The organism is Spirosoma harenae, from assembly GCF_054776975.1.
Genome location: NZ_BAAHBD010000006.1, coordinates 25,653 through 47,361, shown reverse-complemented (window position 1 = coordinate 47,361; position 21,709 = coordinate 25,653). Strand labels below are relative to the sequence as shown.

The 21,709-nt window shown below is 45.7% G+C and carries 23 protein-coding genes; 10 read left to right on the top strand and 13 right to left on the bottom strand.

Annotation, left to right across the window (positions count from 1 at the left end; genetic code table 11):
• Positions 1-223: 223 nt before the first annotated feature.
• The 3 genes from ACYVE4_RS03940 (at position 224) to mgtE (ending at position 3,502) form a co-directional block, all read left to right on the top strand.
• Positions 224-1,207 carry a helix-turn-helix transcriptional regulator gene (locus ACYVE4_RS03940; RefSeq protein ID WP_460995612.1) on the top strand — a complete coding sequence of 328 codons (984 nt, stop codon included), beginning with the start codon at positions 224-226 and terminating at the stop codon, positions 1,205-1,207.
• Positions 1,208-1,303: 96 nt separating this feature from the next.
• A complete protein-coding gene (gene rsmA / locus ACYVE4_RS03935; RefSeq protein ID WP_460995611.1) occupies positions 1,304-2,101 on the top strand; it encodes a 16S rRNA (adenine(1518)-N(6)/adenine(1519)-N(6))-dimethyltransferase RsmA in 798 nt (265 codons plus the stop codon).
• A 48-nt stretch (positions 2,102-2,149) separates the two neighbouring features.
• Positions 2,150-3,502: a magnesium transporter gene (mgtE, locus tag ACYVE4_RS03930; RefSeq protein ID WP_460995610.1), complete on the top strand. Its 1,353-nt coding sequence runs from the start codon at positions 2,150-2,152 to the stop codon at positions 3,500-3,502.
• Positions 3,503-3,508: 6 nt separating this feature from the next.
• Here the strand turns inward: mgtE and ACYVE4_RS03925 are convergent, their stop codons facing one another.
• Positions 3,509-3,721, bottom strand: coding sequence for a type II toxin-antitoxin system HicA family toxin (locus ACYVE4_RS03925; RefSeq protein WP_460995609.1), 213 nt, complete (start codon positions 3,719-3,721; stop codon positions 3,509-3,511).
• On the bottom strand, positions 3,714-3,932 hold the full coding sequence (locus ACYVE4_RS03920) for a type II toxin-antitoxin system HicB family antitoxin (protein ID WP_460995608.1): 219 nt from the start codon (positions 3,930-3,932) through the stop codon (positions 3,714-3,716). Before ACYVE4_RS03920 ends, ACYVE4_RS03925 begins: the two co-directional genes overlap by 8 nt.
• Before the next feature lie 68 nt (positions 3,933-4,000).
• Between ACYVE4_RS03920 and ACYVE4_RS03915 the strand changes: the two genes are divergently transcribed.
• From ACYVE4_RS03915 to ACYVE4_RS03905, 3 genes are all read left to right on the top strand, one after another.
• Complete coding sequence (locus ACYVE4_RS03915; protein ID WP_460995607.1) at positions 4,001-4,534, top strand: arsinothricin resistance N-acetyltransferase ArsN1 family B; 534 nt, start codon at positions 4,001-4,003, stop codon at positions 4,532-4,534.
• 138 nt (positions 4,535-4,672) lie between these two features.
• Positions 4,673-5,323 (top strand): hypothetical protein, encoded by a 651-nt coding sequence (locus tag ACYVE4_RS03910; protein ID WP_460995606.1) that lies wholly within the window; start codon positions 4,673-4,675, stop codon positions 5,321-5,323.
• A gap of 295 nt (positions 5,324-5,618) precedes the next feature.
• Positions 5,619-9,575 (top strand): fibronectin type III domain-containing protein, encoded by a 3,957-nt coding sequence (locus ACYVE4_RS03905; RefSeq protein WP_460995605.1) that lies wholly within the window; start codon positions 5,619-5,621, stop codon positions 9,573-9,575.
• A gap of 138 nt (positions 9,576-9,713) precedes the next feature.
• Here ACYVE4_RS03905 and ACYVE4_RS03900 read toward each other — a convergent pair whose 3' ends face one another.
• From ACYVE4_RS03900 to ACYVE4_RS03890, 3 genes are all read right to left on the bottom strand, one after another.
• Complete coding sequence (locus ACYVE4_RS03900) at positions 9,714-11,606, bottom strand: S9 family peptidase (RefSeq protein WP_460995604.1); 1,893 nt, start codon at positions 11,604-11,606, stop codon at positions 9,714-9,716.
• Between the two features lie 90 nt (positions 11,607-11,696).
• Positions 11,697-12,122, bottom strand: coding sequence for a cupin domain-containing protein (locus tag ACYVE4_RS03895; protein ID WP_460995603.1), 426 nt, complete (start codon positions 12,120-12,122; stop codon positions 11,697-11,699).
• A 20-nt stretch (positions 12,123-12,142) separates the two neighbouring features.
• Complete coding sequence (locus tag ACYVE4_RS03890) at positions 12,143-12,580, bottom strand: carboxymuconolactone decarboxylase family protein (protein ID WP_460995602.1); 438 nt, start codon at positions 12,578-12,580, stop codon at positions 12,143-12,145.
• A 238-nt stretch (positions 12,581-12,818) separates the two neighbouring features.
• On the opposite strand from ACYVE4_RS03890, the gene ACYVE4_RS03885 reads away from it, so the two are divergent.
• Positions 12,819-13,604, top strand: coding sequence for a DUF2490 domain-containing protein (locus ACYVE4_RS03885; protein WP_460995601.1), 786 nt, complete (start codon positions 12,819-12,821; stop codon positions 13,602-13,604).
• Here ACYVE4_RS03885 and ACYVE4_RS03880 read toward each other — a convergent pair.
• The 3 genes from ACYVE4_RS03880 to ACYVE4_RS03870 all read right to left on the bottom strand — a co-directional run bounded on the left by ACYVE4_RS03880 (position 13,601) and on the right by ACYVE4_RS03870 (position 16,422).
• A complete protein-coding gene (locus ACYVE4_RS03880) occupies positions 13,601-14,869 on the bottom strand; it encodes a sensor histidine kinase (RefSeq protein WP_460995600.1) in 1,269 nt (422 codons plus the stop codon). The two genes, ACYVE4_RS03885 and ACYVE4_RS03880, sit on opposite strands and share 4 nt — an antisense overlap.
• Positions 14,866-15,543: a response regulator transcription factor gene (locus ACYVE4_RS03875; RefSeq protein ID WP_460995599.1), complete on the bottom strand. Its 678-nt coding sequence runs from the start codon at positions 15,541-15,543 to the stop codon at positions 14,866-14,868. The genes ACYVE4_RS03880 and ACYVE4_RS03875 overlap by 4 nt, the downstream gene beginning before the upstream one ends.
• A gap of 108 nt (positions 15,544-15,651) precedes the next feature.
• Positions 15,652-16,422: a MerR family transcriptional regulator gene (locus tag ACYVE4_RS03870; protein ID WP_460995598.1), complete on the bottom strand. Its 771-nt coding sequence runs from the start codon at positions 16,420-16,422 to the stop codon at positions 15,652-15,654.
• 236 nt (positions 16,423-16,658) lie between these two features.
• Between ACYVE4_RS03870 and ACYVE4_RS03865 the strand changes: the two genes are divergently transcribed.
• Entirely contained in the window at positions 16,659-16,784 is a 126-nt protein-coding gene (locus ACYVE4_RS03865; RefSeq protein ID WP_460995597.1) for a hypothetical protein, read from the top strand.
• Positions 16,785-16,846: 62 nt separating this feature from the next.
• On the opposite strand, the gene ACYVE4_RS03860 is transcribed toward ACYVE4_RS03865, so the two are convergent.
• Complete coding sequence (locus tag ACYVE4_RS03860; protein WP_460995596.1) at positions 16,847-17,263, bottom strand: OsmC family protein; 417 nt, start codon at positions 17,261-17,263, stop codon at positions 16,847-16,849.
• A 90-nt stretch (positions 17,264-17,353) separates the two neighbouring features.
• On the opposite strand from ACYVE4_RS03860, the gene ACYVE4_RS03855 reads away from it, so the two are divergent.
• On the top strand, positions 17,354-17,986 hold the full coding sequence (locus tag ACYVE4_RS03855) for a Crp/Fnr family transcriptional regulator (RefSeq protein ID WP_460995595.1): 633 nt from the start codon (positions 17,354-17,356) through the stop codon (positions 17,984-17,986).
• Positions 17,987-17,991: 5 nt separating this feature from the next.
• Here ACYVE4_RS03855 and ACYVE4_RS03850 read toward each other — a convergent pair whose 3' ends face one another.
• The 4 genes from ACYVE4_RS03850 to ACYVE4_RS03835 all read right to left on the bottom strand — a co-directional run bounded on the left by ACYVE4_RS03850 (position 17,992) and on the right by ACYVE4_RS03835 (position 20,088).
• Positions 17,992-18,312 (bottom strand): hypothetical protein, encoded by a 321-nt coding sequence (locus tag ACYVE4_RS03850; protein WP_460995594.1) that lies wholly within the window; start codon positions 18,310-18,312, stop codon positions 17,992-17,994.
• A gap of 74 nt (positions 18,313-18,386) precedes the next feature.
• Positions 18,387-18,971: a hypothetical protein gene (locus ACYVE4_RS03845; protein WP_460995593.1), complete on the bottom strand. Its 585-nt coding sequence runs from the start codon at positions 18,969-18,971 to the stop codon at positions 18,387-18,389.
• A gap of 41 nt (positions 18,972-19,012) precedes the next feature.
• On the bottom strand, positions 19,013-19,468 hold the full coding sequence (locus ACYVE4_RS03840) for a GNAT family N-acetyltransferase (RefSeq protein ID WP_460995592.1): 456 nt from the start codon (positions 19,466-19,468) through the stop codon (positions 19,013-19,015).
• A gap of 41 nt (positions 19,469-19,509) precedes the next feature.
• Complete coding sequence (locus ACYVE4_RS03835; protein WP_460995591.1) at positions 19,510-20,088, bottom strand: nucleotidyltransferase domain-containing protein; 579 nt, start codon at positions 20,086-20,088, stop codon at positions 19,510-19,512.
• A 174-nt stretch (positions 20,089-20,262) separates the two neighbouring features.
• Between ACYVE4_RS03835 and ACYVE4_RS03830 the strand changes: the two genes are divergently transcribed.
• The gene (locus ACYVE4_RS03830) at positions 20,263-21,681 is read left to right on the top strand and encodes a TolC family protein (RefSeq protein WP_460995590.1); all 1,419 of its coding nucleotides are present in this window, start codon (positions 20,263-20,265) and stop codon (positions 21,679-21,681) included.
• The last annotated feature ends 28 nt before the right edge of the window (positions 21,682-21,709 follow it).

Genomic DNA, 21,709 nt, shown 5'->3' with positions numbered 1-21,709 from the left:
CGATGCCTACGCAAAACGGATTAGCACCTACGCAAAAGGGATTACCAATCTTAATGCGCCTTGTTGAACATGCTTAAACAGTTTATAACTGGAAAAGCCCATTCCAGAGGTAGGATTTCACCGTTCAAAGTAAAATGGGTGGGGTAGCGATAAGCAGTTTGGTAGATTTACAATTACTTAGAATCAGGTAATACAACTGATCAACCTCTTTTCTTTTCGATCTATGGCAGCGCCAGTTCTACAAGCCAACGCTATTTTTGACCCGCAGTTTCTGGTTCATTCACCAGCTGATCCTGCTTTGGGCTTTTGTTTTACACATCCTGAAGCTGGCCAAGTGCGGGTTAAACATACGGCTTTCCCCCATTTGCAGCTTATGGATTTACACTGGCAAACGAATAGCGATTTTACACTGCTTGATCCTGATCCTGTCGAAACGATTAGCCTCAATTTTGTCGAAGAAGGGCGGTTGAATTCGCGATTTAAAGGCTTGTCGCATGAGCTACCAATGCGTTCGGGTACGCATAATCTGGTCCACACGCCCGAAGTGGGTCATGTGAATCAGATACACGGAGGGCAGTCCCTATCGATGCTCCTGATTGATCTGGAGAAAGATTTTTTTACGTCGTCGATTGGACATGATGATGCCTGGAGCGAGGCTGTGCATAACGATCTGGAGCATCAACGACCTGTTATGGGCGTACGCGAAACGCAATCCATCACACCCCAGATGGCTTTTCTGATTGACGAAATTCGAAATTGTCGGGCTACGGGTCCCATGCGTAATCTATTGATTCAATCGCGGATACTGGAATTAGTGGCGCTTCAGATCGACCAGTTTCGACTACCTGCTATTACATTTTCCAATTCACTTCCATTCGACGAGGTCGAGAAATTGTACCAATTGAAAGCCTACCTCGATGTTAACTTTCTGGCCGATCATACGTTAGCGCATCTCAGCCGTTTTTGTGCGCTGAATGAATTTAAAGTGAAGAAGGGTTTTAAACAGTTGTTTGACACTACGGTGTTTAATTATCTCCGCAAACTGCGTATGGATTATGCCGGAGAACTATTGCGCCATCACAACCTTTCCGTTGATGAAGTAGCCGACCGATTGAGCTACGAACATTCACAACATTTTTCGATAGCATTTAAAAAATACACTGGCTATACGCCATCGGAATATCAGCATAGCCGATTAGTAGCGTAGACGAATCAGTTTTCGGATTTGATTAATCGCCGGGAATTTGCCCGATGCCTTGTACCTTTGCATCGATTACGTCTGCGTCCGAAAACTACCCGTGCTATGTTTGTAAAGCCCAAAAAAGAACTTGGTCAACACTTTTTGAAAGACCTCAGCATTGCCCAACGCATCGCTGATTTGCTGACAGGGCACGGGGGGTATCGTAAAATCCTTGAAATTGGGCCGGGTATGGGCGTATTGACCCAATTTTTGCTGAAAGATAGTCGATTCGAGACATACGTTATTGAGATTGATCGCGAATCCGTTGATTATCTGAAGCAGCATTTTCCAGCTTTAGATGGACATATTCTACCAGCTGATTTTCTGAATATTCGACCGGATTTATTGCCTGACAAACAACCTGAAAGCACGGAGAAATTTGCCGTTATTGGCAACTTTCCCTATAATATCTCAAGTCAGATTCTCTTCAAAGTGCTGGATATGCGCGACCGCGTACCCGAAGTTGTGGGTATGTTTCAGCGCGAGGTGGCCCAACGAGTAGCTTCCGGTCCGGGCAATAAAGATTACGGCATTCTGAGTGTGCTGCTACAGGCCTGGTACGACGTCAAATATGAGTTCACCGTTGAACCGGACGTATTCAATCCACCTCCTAAAGTCCATTCAGGAGTGCTTTCTATTCGACGTAACGAAAAGACTGAACTGGGTTGTGATGAACGCAAATTTGTTCAGGTCGTAAAACATGGATTCAACCAACGACGTAAAACACTCCGAAATGCGCTAAAACCACTAGGCTTGACGGAAGCTGCAATTGCGAGTCCCTACCTGGAAAAGCGCGCTGAACAACTTAGTGTGGCACAATTTGTGGAACTGACAAGGTTAATGATGAGTGATGAATCCTAATCACATTCATCGTTCACACTCATCGTTCATCGTTAACTCATTGCAATCGTGACGTTCGAACTCACCAAAGACTATCTCGATCATATTCAGTCAGCTATTGACACGCGGGATGATGCGCTGTTGAAGACGGAAATGGAGGAATTGTTTCCGGCTGATATTTCGGGGATTCTGGATGAACTGGAACCCGAATCGGCTCATTATCTGCTGAGTTTACTGGATAAATCGGTTGGGGCCGAAATTCTGGCCAACATCGAATCGACTGAGCGGACGAACCTGCTTAAACTGTTCACATCGGAAGAGCTGGCTCCGTTAGTCAATCAAATGGATTCGGATGATGCGGTGGACGTGTTGAATGAACAGTCTATTCAGGTTCGTGAGGAAGTCATGGGTTTGCTGGAAGACCGCGAACAGGCTCGCTTCATTCTGGATCTGTTGCATTATGAGGATGGCGTTGCCGGTAGTTTGATGCAGAAAGAGTTGATTAAAATCAACGTCAATCTAACCGTAAATGCCTGTATTGAGGAAATTCGGAAGCAAGCTGAAGATGTTGAAAATGTGTATGCCGTGTACGTGGTCGATGATGCGGGTAAACTGCTCGGCCTGATCTCGCTTAAGAAGATTGTGCTGGCTCGTAAAAACGCCAAAATCGCTGACATCTACGACGAAGATGTGGTATTTGTCGAAACCTACCGCCCCGTCGCTGAAGTCGCCGAGGTGATGCAGAAATATGACTTAGACGCTATTCCAGTTGTGAATGTGCAGCAACGTTTGTTAGGTCGGATTACGATTGACGACGTGGTAGACGTGATTACTGATCAGGCTGAAGAAGATATTCAGGTGATTTCGGGTTTATCAGGTGAGGCTGAGGAAAGCGATACTGTCTGGCAACGCTCTAAAGTACAACTGCCCTGGCTCGTGGCTGGAGCGGTTGGAAGTTTGCTGGCCGCTACAGTTATCAATGGTTTCCAAAGTCAACTTGGGAAAGTGGCGGCACTCGCAGCCTTTATACCGATTATCGGGTCAACGGGTGGGAATGTAGGCATTCAAACTTCGTCGCTGATTCTACAAAGTTTGACTGACACGTCGGGGTTGAGTATGACGATGGCTAAACGGTTGCTTCGAACATTACTGGTAGCAATCATTAATGGTTTAGTGGTTGGCCTGATAGCCGGAACCTATACGTTTATCATCGGTGAACCCCGGTTGTTTTTTGTGGTAGCCACTTCACTTTTAGCTGTCGTATTACTGGCATCGTTTATGGGTACCGTTACCCCATTGATCCTTAATCAAATCGGCGTTAACCCGGCTGTAGCATCGGGACCATTTATTACTACGGCGAATGACCTGATCGGCATTGGCGTTTATTTCCTGATCGCCCAGGCGTTGCTAGCCGAGGTATGATGATTGCTAATTGAAGTCGGCTTCCGCTAAGCCAGATTGGCGAACAATGGATCGAAACGTGCCGTATGGAATTTCTTTACGTCCTACGGGTATAATAGCTGTCCGGGTAGGGTTCCCTACTTTACGATATTTGGCGTGACTTCCTTTCTGAGACACAAATAAAAAGCCGTTCTGGAGCAAAACAGCTATAATATGCGCTGACGAATACAATTTAGGCATACCTAACGTGCGCGTCAACAATCTCAGGATTCATTACTACAGGTAGCTCATGAACTGGCTCATCATCAAAATATAAAGCTAAAGCTTCGTCTAAATTCTGTAAGGCTTCTTCGCGTGTATCGCCAAAACTCGATACATCAACCGCCAGACACTGTGCGATGAAATGGGCACCCTCTTGCCATACAATGCTTTTTAATGTAGTTTCCTGCATTCGATTGTAATTCGTTTCTGTAAAGATACAAAAAGCCTGTATTCGGTCTACTTGTTCACATTATTGTTATGACCATTCGCTTTGCTACCCTGGCCGATGCGCCCGCTATTCTGGCGATTTATGCGCCTTTTATTACGGACTCTTCCACGTCATTTGAATATGAGGTTCCAACTGTAGAGGAATTTACGGGACGTATCCAGATGATTCAGAAACAATTCCCATATCTGGTAGCCGAGGTCGAGGGGCGGATAATGGGCTATGCGTATGCCTCGAAACATCGTGACCGAACGGCTTATCAATGGTCGGTCGAAACGTCCGTTTATATTCATCCTGATGGACATCGACAAGGTATTGCCCGGCAATTATACACCCGATTATTTGACTTGCTTCGTCAGCAGGGATATTATAATGCATATGCAGGTATAACGCTACCTAATCCAAAGAGTGAAGCGTTCCATCAGACTATGGGATTTGAACCCGTTGGCATCTATAAAAATATTGGCTACAAAATGGGGGATTGGCATAGTGTAGCCTGGTTTCAACTAGTCTTACAGCCGTATGCAATGAACCCAACTGCACCGCTCTCAATAGAAGCTATTTAAACTTTTAGACCAGGAAATTACCGCTAATTTTTCATGCCGACGTCAGGGTTTTCTCCGCAGACGGTAGGTTCATTCTATCTATCCCAGCTGTTTATGTGGTGGTTATGACGATGATGTTGAACATACTAAACTTTTACCATGAAAGCGTCCAAAAGTCTTTTAGTAAGCATTTTTCTAGCCGTAAATTCCAATAGTAATGCACAAATAGCCATAAAAGCTAATTTATCAATTGTAATTAATAGCGTGACTTCTGAAGATATTACGGTGTCAGATATTGAAGAAAAAGCTATCCTGGTTGAACTGGAAAATATCTCTAACCAACCGCAAATTATTTTACATAATAAGCCAATTCGAGATCATATTAAAATTTTTATTGATAGTATTAATGCTAGTTCGGTAAGTAAAAAATTTGAAAATCGAAAAGGTTTTTCTAGGCCAAATTATAACGGATTATACGAAAAATTAATAACTAAAAACAGTGAGAATCAACAGGAATTAATTGAAATTTCAACGAAAGAGCTAGCCCAATTAGGCATACATGCCACAGATTCATCAGTTCACAATAAACTCTTCGGTATAATCATAAATCCTAAACAAGTATTTAGAGATTTAAAGTATTTCAGACGAGAACTCAATTTGTCGGGCACTTATCGATATAAATATTTTCCACTTCAGCTAGAAGCAAAAGTCAAAGAGACTACTATCAAAATAAAAGGGCAAACCTATTACATAGCCTTGCCGGAGACATTTGAATCCAATGAACTTAAATTGACCACGTTTAAAGACTGAACAGATATTGAGTCGAGCACTATTTTAGGCTAATCAATCAAGGATCTGGAGATGCTGGCTGAATTGTGTCAGCAGGGCTTTACTCGAAGCTTTAAAATTGGGGACTATCTCTGTCACTTTTGGGGCAATTTATTAGTCGGTATGAGATAGTCTGGTGGCTATTTCTAATTTGACCCTATCCAAAAAGCCGCTCAACGGCCGTTTGCGAATGACCTTCCATAGACCCATTGGATAAAGGTCTAAATACAAGCGCTTTGTCCCGAAAAAATTAGTCTCCCCTGACCTTGTTGATCGTATGATGTATAAAATTTTACTTGTCTTATTGTTGATCGGGTTTATGCCAGGACTTAGTCCATGGCGTAGTGCCCATGCTCAGAAAGCGCCTGTTTCGAGCACACTTGCGTGTGGTGCCCCAACACTAACGCGCGCTCAGGCTCTGTCGTTGGTGCGGCAGGCTAATCTGGCTCTTCAGCGCAAAAGAGCCTCTGCCCGGACTGCCGCCGAGGGTATAAGCTATATCCCGCTCCGACCGCATATCCTTCGCCGAAGCGATGGCACAGGAGGGTTGAGCCTGGCTAGCCTCAATCAGGTGATGGCCAAAACCAATAACTATTTCATGAACAATGGCGCAGGCATTCAATTTTTTTTCGCGGGTACCACCCCCGATTATATCGACGACGATGCCTTATTTGCCGCTATTCCATATAAAGCAGGTTCGTCGCTTCCTGAAGGACACATAGTCGATGATCGGGATGCGCCCAACGCGATGAACCAATACTATGTCAATAACTTTTCGCCCAATGTCGTATCTGGGTTTGCACGTTATCCGCATGATAATATCGTTTCGACCCGCTCCTATATCAATGTTACGTATGGGGAAGAGTTTATGATTAAACATCTGGTTCCCCATGAGTTAGGACATGGGTTTGATCTGGCACATACATTCGGATTTTTTAATGGCGAATACTTCACCGATGAATTAGTAACCCGAGGAGCGGGTGCCAACTGTACCCTCGCTGGTGATCTGGTCTGCGATACACCGGCTGATCCGTTCTTATCGAGCGCCCCTCCAACTCTTGATTATGACAACAATGGTTGCCCGGTATATTCGCCCAGCAACACCGTTCGCGATGCTAATGGCGACCCGTTCAACCCGTCGACAGGCAATATTATGTCCTATTATGTAGGCTGCAATCCAATGTTTACCCCTGGCCAGCATGAGCGGATGCTGGCCGGGCTGGCACTCCGACAAACGCACACGTATTATTCGCTTACGTATCTTCCCTCCGTTGTAACTACGCCTACCAACTTAGCGGCCTCGCTGGATAGGCGTCGTATATCGCTTACCTGGCAGGACAATGCTGACAACGAGATGGGCTATTTTATTGAACGCTCTACCTCACCGACTACCGGATTTGTCTACATTGGGGGTGTTGCTGCGAATACGACTACATTTTACGACAGTGATATAAAAGTAAATACGCATTATTATTACCGCATCCGCCCATCGAACACTACAACCGCCAGCATTAGCCAAATCGCGGATATTGTCACGCCTGAAGCAATCGGGGCCGTTACCGGACTGGCAACGACCAACATCACCGAGAATCAAGCTCAACTAAACTGGAACAGCCTGGGTGATGGTATAAACTATGATGTACAATGGCGGTTGCAGGGCAGCCCTACCTGGAATTCCATAACCAATATAGCCCAAACAACCGTATCCTTATTTTTTCTAAATGGCTATTCAACCTACGAGTGGCAAGTTAAAGCAACCGACAGCGAAACGTATTCTGGTCCCGTAACATTCACTACACTCTGCCCATCTACTGGACCTCAATATGCCTTCAGCAACCCAGCTCGTGTTTCAGCTTCTTTAAATTGGGGAGGTAGCTATTCATATCAGTCTTATACGCTCCAGTGGCGGGCGCAGGGTTCGCCCAACTGGAATACGGTCAGTCCCATTACAGGTTCAGTATATTCGCTAACGGGATTAACGTCAGGAACCGCCTATGAATGGCAGGTGCAGGGTGTTTGTTCAGCTACGGCTAATTCAGCGTTTAGCAGCCTACAGGTGTTTAGTACGTATCCATGCCTGGTTCCTTATGCGTATACAAACACCGTCAGGTCAAGTTCGGCAGGGTTAACCTGGTCTAGTTCTTTCAATGAACCCAATAGAACCTACGAGCTTCGTTACCGGCCCGTGGGGAACCCGAACTGGGTCACTATTTCTAATCTTACGACCCAAACGTATTCGTTAACGGGGCTGGCAAACAATACGCAGTACGAATGGCAGGTGAAAAGTATTTGCTCCCCTACTGAATCGTCAGATTATAGCTCACTAACTACCTTCACAACCTTTTGCCTGGGACCGGTTGGAATAAGCAGTTTTGCCACCGCTACGACTGCTTTCCTGACGTTTGGCTTTGCGGGCGTACCACAACCGGGTAGTACTTACGAAATACAGTTCCGCCAGGTAGGCAACCCCAACTGGACACTGTTTACGGGGCCTATAAATAGCTCGTACGGCTCGCGAACGGTAACCGGATTGGCAACCAATACAAGCTATGAATGGCGAATGCGAACGGCCTGTACAGCTAATACGTTCTCGGATTATTCATCGGTAGCCACTTTCTCAACGGGTTGTTTTGCACCGGCTCCTGGCAATCTCCAGATCAACTCGCTGTTCTCATCATCAGCTGATCTCGCCTGGTATCTGTCCACTGATCCCGGTACAACTTTCTCCTTACGCTATAGATCCGTTGGGGCACCCGACTGGACTACTCTCAATAGCTTGACGGCCACCAGCTCTAATGGCGGTAGTGTTCGCCTGACCGAATTACCAAACAATACCGAATTCGAATGGCAGCTCAAGGTGGTATGTTCACCTACAGAAAGTTCAACGTTCACGCCGGGCCCAAATTTCACTACACGCTGTTCACAACCCAATTCGTTGACAGTTCTTCCTAAAGTGGCGTCGGCATCGGTGGGGTGGAACCCGACTGAACCCGGCTCAACGTATGACGTTTGGTACCGAAAAGAAAGTACTACTGACTGGACAATGGTTAGCAATATAACCAGTACTAATCTGACTATACCGGAGGGTTTAACGGGTAATACAAACTATGAATGGCAGGTTCGTGCCCGTTGTGCGGATGGTTCGTATTCTGGATTCTCAACCGGATTTTTTCGAACGACTACCTGTGATATGCCGTTCAATATGGTCGCCAAGGCCAACACAACCTCCGCCTTTTTTACCTGGAATATTGGCGTTGCGGACCCTAATACACGCTTCGAACTGGCTTACCGGACACTCGAAGAGAATGAATATACGCGTGTTGCTGGGCTTAGTACAGATAATGGTCGTGGCACGTTCGAGCTGACGGGGTTGATTCCTGACAAGCAGTATAAATGGCAGCTTAGAACGATCTGTTCAGCCAACGAAACGTCTGGTTTTGCCGTCGGTCTTGATTTCTTTACATGCTGCTCAATTCCTCATACGCTCAATGTGACTCCTCATCCTACAGCCGCTACCTTAACCTGGGTACAACCGGGATACGGAGTGACGTATGACGTGCGTTATCGATTGGTAGGCGCACCGGATTGGATTACGATCAGTAATCTAACCAGCACAAGCGTGTTGGTGTCAGGCTTAACCACAAATACAAATTATGAATGGCAGGTCAGAACTCGTTGTGGGGGTGGGGGCGACTCGGAATTTTCGAGTATAGCTGGTTTTACAACAACGCCCTGTCTCACTCCCTTTGCGTTGTATGCCGTCAACATTACTACAAACTCCGCTCGCTTAACCTGGGTCATTGCAGCGGCTGACGCCAATACTCGCTATGAAGGCCGCTATCGGTTGGTAGGGGCACCGGATTGGATAACGCTCACCAATCTAAGTAGTGACAGAGGGATTGGTACGTTCGACCTGACCGGACTGGCTGGTAATGCGCAGTATGAATGGCAAATAAAGACAATCTGTTCACCTACATCAAGCTCAAATTTTACGTCATCTAATCTATTTCAAACGGTAAATCCCTGCCCATCGATGTATACGGTTAAGACTGGTTTATGGACTGATCCTACTGTCTGGTCGTGTGGTCGTATTCCGCTTAGTTCCGATCTGGTGCAGCTGAAACACGTAGTAACCATTCCGGCTAGTTATCAGGCGCAGGTCAGACGGGTAAGCTACGATGCAGGACAGCAGCTAGTATTCGAGCAGGGTAGCACCGTTCAATTCGGCCAGTAGATAGCCTTTTAGTTTGTCATTCTGACCGTAGGAAAGAATCTTAAGTTTGCCTGCGAAGGGACTTTGACCGGGCCACTGGAGCGGGTTCTTCTCTTCGGTCAGAATGACAAAAAATAGTTTGACACTATTTAAACCCCGTCACTGTCCTGGTCCTTTGAGGAATTTATCCAGGAATTCTTTGATGGCTTTGTTGGCCGTGATTTCGTTTTCTTTTTTTACAAAACCGTGGCCCTCATTCGGAAACGTAACGTACTCGACTGGTACGCCGTTTTGTTTCACATTGGCTACAATTTCGTCGGATTCGATTTTCAATACGCGCGGATCATTTGCCCCCTGAATAACCAGAAGTGGTTTTTTGATGCGCTTCGTATGGAACAACGGCGATTTATTATACAGAGCAACTGAATCCGTTTTCGGATGGCCGATTTCTTTAAACATGGCATCGCGCTGTGGTCCCCACCACTCAGGCATGCTGTTCAACGTACGAAGCCAGTTCGCTACGCCAAAAATATCAACACCTACGGCAAATTCATCGGGTGTAAAGGTCAAACCGGCCAGCGTCATGTATCCGCCGTAGGAACCGCCCATGATGCCGATTTTGGCGGGATCAACGTAGCCTGTTCCGGCCAGAAACTTCTTCGATTCTACACAATCTTTTAAATCGGCATCGCCATGTTTCCGATCATCGGCCGCATAGAATGTTTTCCCATAACCTGAACTACCCCGGTTGTTAACGGCCAATACCACATACCCGTTATTGACCAGATATTGTACTAAGGGTGAATACGTTAATCGTGTTTGACCGCCTGGTCCGCCATGAATCGACAGAATAGCGGGTAATCTATCCCCGGCTTTCGCATCTTTGGGTTTGTAGAGCAGCGCCGGAATTTCCATACCATCGAATGATTTGTATCGAATGACTTCACCCGCTACCAGATCGTCAGGATTGATTTCCGGATTTAAACCGCGTACCAACGGAGTTACTTTGCCCGATCTGAAATCATAGGAATACAGTGTAGCGGGCGAGTTGGAACTGTTGATATAGAACGTCATCCGATTTTCGCTGTCCGTAATGTTCACGCCCGTTATGTCGCCACCGGGGAGAGTAGGTAATTTGATTGGCTGATTTGTTTTGGTATCAATGATTTTCAGGGCTGTACGGGCATCTTCATTGACGGATAGCACACGGTAGCGCCCTTTGTAAGACAGATTATCGGCGACAATATCCCAATTGGCTTTGTCAAGTACCGTACTTTGGCCCGTTGCCAGATCGTAGGCTTTTACGTAGGCAAATTCAGCACCTTCATCGGTAGAAAAAAGTAGTTTTTTGCCATCGGGTGTGAATCCTTCCGGGCCATTGTTGACGTCACCCGTGTGTTTGGTCAGAAGTTTATTTTCTTTCGTTTTTGTGTCGTACAGGTATACATCACCATTGGTGGTCGTAATGGTTTTCGCGAGAGCTATGTAACGTTTGTCGGGTGAGATATCGCCGGGGAAGAAACCGCCTGGATTTTCGAAAATCAGTTTTGGCGTTAATGTCGCTAGATCTAATTCGTACACATCAAAAGCAGCTTTGTTCCGCTGATTCGATTGATAGAAGAAACTCTTGCGATCGTGGCTGAGGCCAGCAAATTGAAACTTCGCTTTTTCGGCGGTTGTCAAATCTTTTACCGTACCATCTTTGTCGCGCAGGTAGATGTGGCTCAGTTCATTTCCGCCCTGATCGCTGCTGTACAGAATCCGCCCATCGGGTAAATACCCAATCGCAAAGATGGCGTTGGTTTTGGAAGAGGTTAGTTGCTTGGGCTGACCTCCACCGTTGAATGGAATTTCGTAGAGATTGAAAACGCCATCCTGATTGCTGCTAAACAATACCGTCTGCTCATCGGGCGAAATATCCGAACCTCCGAATCGGATCGTTTTCATGAACTGCTCGATGGTGTATTTAGGCACCGCCTTTTTTGGGGCTGGATTCGCCAGTATTCCGTGGGCGTAGACGAATAAGCCTATCGCTAGAAAGATCTTCTTCATTGCCAGAAATTTGATGAAACGATTGATTTCGGGCAAGTTAGGAAGTTTTGCAGATCAATTAAGGGAAAGATAAGCAGTCGGCAATAGGAATTATTTTTCGGGAATCGATGTAGGTTTTCCTTTTTCTGCCAGAAAGAACACCAGAAGTTTAGCGGGTTGGGTTGGATGATTATTCTTGGCTGAACTGTGAAGACCATTGGCAAATTCGTAGAACGTATCACCCTTTTTATACTGGCGCGTTTTTCCTTCAAACGTAGATTCGATTTCGCCTTCCAAAATGTAGCCAAATGTTGGGCAGGGATGACGGTGCGGGGCTGATGCACTATTCGGCGGGTAATCGACAATCAGCATTTTAACTTCCCGATTGGCTAAATCCTGCTCAGTAAATGCCTGTTGAAGAATTGTAGCATAAGTCGGTGGGGTTGCTCCGCTAGTAGCAGGATGCACGTGCTGTGCGAAGAGTTTTGTTGATACTAAACTGATAAAAATCAAGCTCAAAAGGAGAGGATGTTTCATAGAGTTAGGGGATTTAAGGTTTACTCAGCAATCATGTGTGTTGCGATGGCTATTCGATTCCAGCTGTTGATCGTGATGATGGCAAAGATGAGTTGAGCAACCATTTGCTCTCCGAACAGAACGACAGCTTTATCATAAATCTCGTCGGAAATCCCGCGATTTGATAGGTCCGTCAATTCCTCCGATAATGTCAAAACTATCTGTTCCGTTTCGGTGAAAAACGGGACTTCCCACCAGGCGCTTAGCGTATAAAGCCGTTGTTCCGTTTCGCCAATGTGTCGGGCTTCTTTGGCGTGCTTATTCAGACAATAACCACAACCATTCAACTGAGACACCCGCATCTTAATTAACTGAACCAATATAGGGTCAAGACCAAACGACGCTAGCTGTTTTTCGGCTTCCATCATGGCCTTATAAATACGAGGTTCCGTTTCCTTTATACTCATTCGAGATTTCATACGATGCCTATTTTCTACAAAAGTCCACTCTAACCGGACTACGAGCATAGTCCAGATTGAATAAATTAGATAGGCCAATTTTTCTCTGGTGAGAGTAATGTTATCAAATTGTTAAGCCGTGTGTTGAGAAATTATGAAATTGTTAACTATTGGCCTGCGAAGTTTACGTTCGGTTCATGTATCCTACTTTTGTGGAGTAATTCTACTTAAGGATTAGTTACCGTAATAAGTATCTGTTGTGAACCGTTCTCGCTTCGCTTTTTATCTGATTGTCAGTTTCTTCTTCAGTACGATCAACCGATCTCTAGCACAAACCTCCCTCACGCCATCAACGCCCACCGGAACCTGGTTAATTGGTACACTTGTCTTACCGGGTGGAGAAAAAAAATGGGGCGGATTTGCTGAAATACAACTGCGAAGTAACGCTGTGTTTAAGCAGTTTTTTTACAATGAATTGAAAGGGGGAATTAGCTACGATGTCGATAAAAATTTCTCGGTAATGGTCGCTGGTGGCCGATACGCTACGTACGATTATCAGGATTTATCGACAGGTCCGCTCAACACCGAAAAACGGTTATGGGAGCAATTGACCATCAATCAATACCTAAATCGATTGAAGTTTGAACATCGCTATCGGATTGAGCAGCGCTGGTTTACGTATCGCGATGGATCAGCGCCCTTCCGAAACCGAATTCGTTATCGGTTGAATATGTTTGTCCCGATCAACAACCGAACCGTGACGGATAAAACGTTCTTCTTTTCAGCCTACGACGAGATTTTCGTTAATCCAATTGGGCCTGTCTTTGAGCGAAATCGGGTTTATGCCGGTGTTGGCTACCAGTTCGATCAACACCTGATTTTGCAATTGGGTATGGTGAACCAGACGAACTATAACCCGGCTACGTTTGAGAGTGGCGTATTTACACCGCAATCAGCAAGTGGGAAAAATAACGTTGTAATAGGATTGATTTATCGCCTGAAGCGACGCAGTACAGTCGAGAGTTTGCCGACGCAACCTGATTAATCGGCTGCATGTGTGATACAGAATTCGTGAATGCCATTTGTTTCCTGATAGGCAATGTTTAGTCCATGACTATCACAGATTTGCCGCACAATAGCCAGTCCCAAACCAACTGAATCGGTTCCCGTACTTTCTTTCTTGAAGCGCTCAAATAGACGCTCGGGTTCCGATAGTAGTTTTCCCCCCGTATTACGCAGGCAAAGCTGATCGGTGGTTGAGGATAACTCAATGCGTCCATTCGGATGATTATGCTTGATGGCATTGTTGACCAGATTTGTGACCAGGCTTTCGGCCAGTGCCGCTGGTAAATCCACGTCAAAAGATGCTTCTCTATTTACCTGCACCGATAATTCTTTGAACGACAAGACTTCGTCCATATCGGCTAGTTTTTCGGCCAGTAAACTTGCTAAATCGATGGTCTGGCTATCGTTGAATTGTCGGTTTTCTATTTTGGCTAACAACAGTAAACCTTGGTTCAGCCGGGAGATACGCCGGGAAGCCTGGTAGATTGTTTCAATCCAGTTCGTCTGAATCTCAGTCAGTTGCTCAGTCTGGATTAGTTGTTCAACTTTGGCGTTAATTAGTGCCAGTGGCGTTTGCATTTCGTGCGACGCATTTTCCGTAAATTCCTTCAGGCTCCGGTAATCCTGCTGCATTTTGGCCGACATTTTTTGCAGAACGTCATTGAGTTCATTGAACTCCGTAATCTCCGAATTATCCAGATCCAATGATGTGTCGTGACTTAGATCGAAGCGCTTGGTGCGGGAAAGCGTATCATAGAAAGGCTGCCAGATTCGGCCTGATAATCGACGTTGAAACCAGAACGTACCGAGGAGCAGCAAACCCAGAAATACGAGCATCGTGGCGGTTATAACCTCAATAAGCCGATAGGTCTGAATCAGTGATTTACGGATGGATACCCGGTGCATTTTGCCCTGAATGGGCTCATAAAAAGTCAGTTGTCGGAACGGAGTTAGCTCGTTATCATATCGATTGCGGATCAGTGTATCGATAAACGATTCCTTAAATGATGCTCGCTTGTAAACGGGAATCACTTCGATCTTATTCTCAACAAAATACGGGCTAGTCGTCCAGGTATTATGCGTACGCACGTACGCTTCAAAATCACGTCGTTCAACCCGCAGCCGACTCTCCACTTCGTCGTAAATCAACAGTCGGATAATCTGGTAAAATACCAGCGCCGTCAGTAGGTAAATGACCAGCGAGAAAGCAAGGTAAATCCGGTTGGTTTTTGTGAGCAGCTTCAAGGTTGACTGAATTTATAGCCAATGCCGTAAATCGATTGAACGTAATCGGCAGCGCCTTTTTCCAGCAATTTCCGACGTAGATTCTTAATATGCGAATACACCATATCGAACGAATCCGCCGAGTCGATGTTGTCGCCCCAGAGGTGTTCGGCGATGGATGCTTTCGTCAGGGCGACGTCTACATTTGAGAGGAAATAAAGCAGTAAATCGTATTCCTTGCGCGATAAAGTTGTGAGTTGACCGTTCACAAAAACCTTGCGTGTATGCGGCACAACGGTAATTTCCTGAAATCGAATTTCAGTATGCCCGCCAAACTGCCTGCGCCGTAATAACGACTTTACCCGCGCATTCAATTCCGACAAATGAAACGGTTTCGTTAGATAGTCATCTGAGCCGATTTCAAGGCCTTTGAGCTTATCTTCCAGTGCGTTACGCGCCGAAATGATAATAACGCCCGTGGTGGCAATGAGCCGTTTTAGCATCTCGATAATCTGAAAGCCGTTGCCATCGGGTAGGGTCAGATCAACAATGACACAATCGTAGGTATAGAGATGGATTTTCTCTTCGGCATCGCGGAACGTAGCGGCTGTTTCGCAAACATACCCGTCTTTTTCCATGTAATCGGTTATGCTCTCGGCTAACCCCTGTTCATCTTCAACGACCAGTACTTTCATTCCGTTGTGAGCTCATTGGAAGTACGAAGGTATAAGCCAATGTTGGAAAGATTCTGGAAGTTTTTAATCAAACCTAAAAGGTCTCCAAGACCTTTTAGGTTTATAACGTTATTTAATCTGCGTATCGGCGAAATACACCATCGCCTTGTTCAGAAACGCTGCGTATTCAGGGTTTTCCTGACCATTTTGGGCGGTAAATCGTGGATCGTCGATGTACAATTGCGCTAGGCCTTTGTACGCTTTAGCCATATCTTTCGATTGACAGGTTTCTTCGCCCCAGAATCCCCGAATGTTGGCGTAATGACGCGCAATTTGCTGCTGTAACACTGCGCTCGTCGGGTCTTGCGCCACTAAATTCGCTAATTTTTTGGCGATATCCAGCTGTTCGGCTTTAAGTTGCTCGAAACCCGCTTTACCCATCTGCCGCAATTTGGCTTCGCTACATTCAACGGTTTTAGCTCCGTATTTCTCAATGGCTTCCTGGCGGTACTCCTGACCTTTTGGGAAGCCTTCGTATAATTCGTCGTTGGTTAACATAACTCGTTCTCCTTTTAAAGTTGAAATGGTTTTGTCAATCGTCACCAACAGTTTCGAGAGTCGATATTGTCGGGCCTGGAGCGCCAGTTTGTGGCTTTCCAGAGCGGTTAGTGCGTCGAAATTCGGGTCGTTCAGGATGTGGTGAATCTCGTCGAGCGAGAAATCCAGTTCCTTGTAAAAGAGAATCTGCTGCAGTCGGATTAACTCGTTTTCGCCATACAGTCGATACCTGGCCTCGGTACGGACGGATGGTTTTAACAGACCCATTCGGTCGTAATGGTGTAGCGTGCGGATACTTACGCCCGCCAGTTTCGCCAGGGTATTGACCGAATATTGTTTCATATACTTCGCTTTATCTGATTGACGCAAGCAAATGTAGACTATGACGTAAGGGGAGAGTCAAGAAAAACTTTCACTTTTTTCAAAATCGCTTTTTTCCTAAACGACCTAATGCGACTTATCGCTGTTTTTATACAGTTTATCCGATAAAACTGACGTCTTATCAAATTACAATAGGAGTTTGACTGGTTGTCGATCAATTTTGTATCATCCTCTGCAACCAGTAAACAACCGTTACCATGAAATTTAAGAATATATTACTACTCAGTCTTTTTCTGTCCTTACTCATGATTAGTGCGCTGGTGTCGCACAGCATTCAGGCACAGCAAAAAGCTATTTTGACTGCGCAACCGCTTCATCCATAAACGCCAACAGGTGGACGAACCCAATCTCGTCCACCTGTTGCTATATAATCCTATCTTACTTCTTAAGCCAGCGTAGCGTCGACGCTGATGCTGGTGTTGAACAGTTTCGAAATAGGGCAATTGTGTTCGGCATGATCGACCAGTTCGTCAAATTTGGCTTTGTCCAGACCTGGAACACTAGCATTCAGCGTTAGTTTCGAGCTGGTAATGCCGCTATCTTCCAGGGTAATCGTACATTTTACATCCAGCGAATCGGCCGCAAAACCAGCCTGTTGAATGTTGAACGCCAACTGCATCGCAAAGCAACCCGCGTGAGCAGCCGCAACCAATTCTTCGGGATTGGTGCCTACGCCATCAGCGAAACGAGTATTGAACGAATATTGCGTTTCATTAAGTACTGTACTGGCTGTGGTCAGCGTTCCTTTACCATCTTTGCCGGTTCCGGCCCAATGTGCTGATGCATTCCGTGAAATTTTCATGTGTGTATGATTTAGTTTTGTGAGCGATTTGTTTTTGTTGTGACAAAGGTAGACGCCCATTTTCGGCCGTTTTTTCACCTATGTTAAAAAGTGAAATCGCTCGTCAAAAAAGAATCGCACCCACAAAATATGCTATCGCCTGAACGCACTACACTACATCAGCACTTATATCAATTTGCCCAGCTTTCGGAAGAAGACATTCGATTGGCCGACGAATTCTGGCACATCCGACATATTGCCAAACACGATTATTTTACGTTTCAGAATTCGATTTGTCGGCAGGTGGGATTTCTGTTGAAAGGCATTTTTCGCGTGTATTACGTCGATCCGAAAACCGAGCAGGAACACAATCTTTATTTCATTCCCGAATACGCCTTTCTAACTTCGCTAAAAGGATTATTGACGCAATCCGCTTGCCCTTATCTGATTGAAGCGCTGGAAGATTCGGAATTGTTAGTGATTGATTATGAGCGTCTTCAGCAATTGTATAGGCAATCGCATGGTTGGGAGCGATTTGGCCGAATTCTGGCTGAGCAGTATTTCATGTTCAATCAGATGCGCTCGGAAAGTCTACTAACGCAGAATGCCGAAGAACGATATATGGATCTGCTAAACAATCAGCCCGATATACTGAACCGCGTATCGCTCGGCCATATTTCTTCCTATCTGGGCATCAAAGGACCTTCGCTAAGCCGGATTCGGGCGCAGGTAGCGCGTAAATAAGCGCGCTAATAGCCTTCGTCATTCACCAAATAATACCGTCTGGAAAAGCTGGATTGATCGCCGTTTTGAACAGTAACCGTCAATAATTCAACGTGCGTATAATCGTTGAATGGCTTGATGTGACTGTCGATAATGGATTGATTTGGTTCTATTGTTCCGGATTGCACAAATTCCATCGCTTCTTCCCGCGTATCGAAACTACCCAGCAGATTATCTTGATTAATGTCCGGTTCCTGTTCGGGAAGTTCGCCAGTAATGTTTGAAATGGGTGATTCAACAGTGTCCGACGAGTCAGCGGCTGGCGCTGTATATAGCTCAAAAGTCATCCGAATAAAAGGTTGTCTACTTCCTTAACTCGTTTCCGTGCTTTTTGATCGACGATTTTATCAAACGAACGCCATTAGCGATAAGCAACGGCTTTCGGCAGTCGATTGACTAACCAAAGACAGAATAGTGCGTTGAAAATCAAGGTGAATGGGATTACGGATATGTTCTTGAAAAACAGGATAATAGCCCATTCTGACGTTTGATCGGAAATAAGTTGGCGAGCTTTCAGCGTGATGTACAGGCAGGTTTCGTAGGCAATGTGATCAATCAGGTAGTTGAACAAAAAGGCAATGACCGAAAACGCCAGAAAATTTATCAATAGTGCTCCCCATTTTGACTTTAAAGTTTGCATAGCCACCCGCCAATTTTGTTTACGCTCCTGTTTATTCGTAACAAATTGAACTAGCCGACTAACGCCTTTTCTAATATTCGTAAATCCGAGCGCATACAGAAAAATCAGAATACGGGCTGATTCCACGACAATTTCCAGCAACGCATGTGCTGTCGGGCTGATAGGGCCGAACGCTCGTAATTGAATAGCCCGCCCAAAAGCTGCAACCAATCCGAGACTGAAAATGAACAGAAAATGATGTTGGCAAAACCGGATCGTCGATAATGTCCAGTCTAAGGTTTTGGTGAATTTAGGAGAGAATGTCATGAGGAATAGGGGGGAAAATAGATCTACTCAAATGTATTGATTTATTGCTTATTCGCCATCGCCCCCTGGTATTCCCATTCCCAGACGTCGCCATCTTCGTCGTCCCAGACGGTGCCGATATGAACGAAATCATTTTTCTGTAGAATTCGGGTTGAATAATTCGGTTCCGGCAGCGTTCGGGCCGTAACGGTAACCGTCGGGTCGGTCTGAAAAGCAAGCGTAACCAACTGCCGACAGATCTCAGCGCCAATACCTTTTTGTTGATATGGCGGAAACACGCCATAGGCAATTTCAACTCGGCCATCCTTGGGTTTGCCTTTGTAAGCCGCGCTACCGACCAGCATATCATCGAGTTGAACAACATAACCAATCCAGGGCGGATTATAGCCAATTCTGTCAAAAAAATCGATTGTCATTGGTAACACCAATTCGAGGTCGGGATGATGCTGAAATTGGTCGTTTTCCGGAAGCGTTTGGTGAATGGGGAGGAGGTTCATAAATGCGTATTTGTCTAGTTAACTGCCGTAAAGCTAACCAATTAAATAGTTTCGAGCAGTGTTAGCCAGTCATGATTTGGATGAGTGGATTGTATAGCGTTTTTCAACCAATCCAGTGCCGTTGGGGCTAGATGAGGGACGGTATTCAACAAGTCGGCTTGGTCTTTGATTTTATCTATTTTGGCTTTATAAAGCAGGACAATTTCAGGCGCAAGAATAGGAATCTGCTGACGCGAAAGAGTAATTAGTTGCGCGCTTGGATAGGTGATTTCCGGATTACGCCTGAACACCCAGTGATCATAAACGAACTCATTCAGCAGGATTTCAATCTGCATTTTACCGTCTGGAGCAGTAGCGTAAATTTCATGAATGGGTAATACTAAATGATGGCTTTTGTTCCAGGTCAATAAAAGACCTTCAAGAGCATATCTAAACGTCCAGTCGGGCAGATAATCTCGTAGTTTTTGCTGTTCGTTACGAGCTATAACAATCTCAATATCTTTATGATATCTGGTTGTTGCGTTTAAAAATAAGTCTATCGCCCAGCCACCTGCAATTGCCCAGATTCCTGTGTAATTTGCAAAAAGCTCGTTTATCCTTTGTGGTTCCTCAAATGACATTAGGGTAAAGTTTATGGAGCTATAAAAATCGGTTTTCTATTTGTTCTGTTTTTCAATCAAAGACGCGCTAAATCCACTGCTTACTGACGCTTTTCCCAAATGTTTCCAAAATTGACGTCTTGTTTTGCAGGCACTTGACCGTACGTTCGCCTAAACGCGGTCAGGTTGTTGTGCATGATAAAGTTCCCTTTCTCCTGTTTTCGACAGCGCTCGCTCTACCAACGGACTGCACTAATTGCCTTGGGAATCCAGGCTATAATAGCCTCTGCTAGTGGGCAGCCGATGAACCTGAATCAGGTTGTTGAACAAAGTGTCAGACAATACCCGTTTCTGAGGGCCAAACAGGCTGAAATCAGCAGTGCTGAACGCCGGGTTCAGGCCAGTCAGACGGAGTTGTTACCCATTATGATGCTTCAGCACCAGCACAATTACGCAACCAGTAATAGCCTGAACGGATCATTTTTTCCGAACGAAGCGGTCAATATTTCAACATCGGGCGGAGTACGTCCTACGGCGGTTTCGCAGGCTAGTTTCGGGAGTTTTTCAACGGCATCCATCGAATGGCGAGCCATTACGTTTGGCCGAGTGAAAGCGAATATTGGTGTCGCCAAAGCTGATTTACAGCGTAGTCAGATCGATTACGAAAACGAGATTTTTCAGCATCAGGTACGTACCATTGATGCCTATCTATTGTTGCTGGTTAATCAGAAACTGGTTCAGATTCAGCAGGCTAACCTCGACCGGGCGCAGACGTTCAAGCGCGTAGTCGATGCGGGTGTTCGCTCAGGGATGCGGGCGGGTGTGGATAGTTCGCTGGCGACAGCCGAATCCGTTCGCGCTCGATTACTATTACTAAACAGCCAGCAACAAGAGCAAGTACAGCGGCTACGCTTATCCGAACTAACGGGTTTACTTCAACATAATCTGCGGGTCGATAGTATGCGTTTTTACGCCGATTTGCCGACTGATGCTTTTTTGTCAGATTCTATTTCGCCTAAGAACCCAACGCTGCGATTATTCGAGTCGCAGATTACCTTATCAGCGGCTCGAAGTTTAGCTACTCAGCGATCAGGCATGCCGATGATTTCACTGGTGGGCGTAGGCAATGCACGGGGTTCAGGCTTTTCGAATCAGGGAGATATTTTCCTGAACAATCAAGTTAATGGACTTGGTTATCAGGTTGGTAACTATCTGGTTGGCGTAGTGGCCCGCTGGAATATTACGAATCGTCTTCGTACCCGGCACGATTATCTGGCCGATCAATTTCTGGTTGAACGATCTCGTCAGCTTCTCAATGAACAGCGATTACGAATTAATCGCCAGTATCAGGAAGCCGACACGCAATATGAACTGGGACTGGAGCAGGCTCGGCAGGCTCCCATCCAACTACGAGCCGCCCGACAAGCATTTAATCAGGCAAAATCACGCTACGAAAGTGGCCTGACCGACTTGCCTACGCTGCTTCAAAGCGTCGTTACGCTAAATCGTGCGGAAGTCGATGGCTATGTCGCTATCAGCAACGTCTGGCGATTCCTGCTCCTCAAAGCAGCCGCCGACGGTGATCTGTCCTTGTTTATGAATCAGGTAAAATAATCGCGTAGAGACCGGCGAATTGGTCTCT